This is a genomic window from Corynebacterium sp. HMSC055A01, from assembly GCF_001809405.1.
Classification (GTDB): Bacteria; Actinomycetota; Actinomycetes; order Mycobacteriales; family Mycobacteriaceae; genus Corynebacterium; species Corynebacterium hesseae.
In genome coordinates this window covers 82,400-82,951 of record NZ_KV797553.1, presented here as the reverse complement: position 1 = coordinate 82,951, position 552 = coordinate 82,400, and the positions used below count along the sequence as shown (strand labels likewise).

Genomic DNA, 552 nt, shown 5'->3' with positions numbered 1-552 from the left:
ATGCGCTACCAACTGCGCTACATCCGCATTCGAAACCAGGCCCGGTTTCTAGGACTAAGTCCTTGTGCGCGATACTGGGATTGAACCAGTGACCTCTTCCGTGTCAGGGAAGCGCTCTCCCGCTGAGCTAAACGCGCTCACAGCACCCAAAGTTGGGCGCCAGCTTTTGAGGTGGAAACGGGAATCGAACCCGTGTGCACGGTTTTGCAGACCGTTGCCTCACCACTCGGCCATTCCACCGTGGCGATACCGCCTCACACACTACATGTGCTGGAGCGGATGACGAGACTCGAACTCGCGACCCTCACCTTGGCAAGGTGATGCGCTACCAACTGCGCTACATCCGCGCGACAAACCGGAGTTTGTCACGGAGTCTATAAGGAACTCCCTGTGCGCGATACTGGGATTGAACCAGTGACCTCTTCCGTGTCAGGGAAGCGCTCTCCCACTGAGCTAATCGCGCTTATCCATTTATCAAGGCTATCTACTTGCTCAAGATTCCCTCTAGCATCAAGAAAGCCTTGGAGCGGATGACGAGACTCGAACTCGCGA

The 552-nt window shown here is 55.8% G+C and carries 4 tRNA genes; all 4 read right to left on the bottom strand.

The features are described from left to right. Window positions 1-65: 65 nt before the first annotated feature. Window positions 66-137 (bottom strand) — tRNA-Val (locus HMPREF2604_RS03405). A 32-nt stretch (window positions 138-169) separates the two neighbouring features. Next, a tRNA-Cys gene (locus tag HMPREF2604_RS03400) sits at window positions 170-240 on the bottom strand. Between the two features lie 31 nt (window positions 241-271). Further along, window positions 272-347: transfer RNA gene (locus HMPREF2604_RS03395), tRNA-Gly, on the bottom strand. A 44-nt stretch (window positions 348-391) separates the two neighbouring features. Then, window positions 392-463, bottom strand: a tRNA-Val gene (locus tag HMPREF2604_RS03390). Window positions 464-552 lie beyond the last annotated feature (89 nt).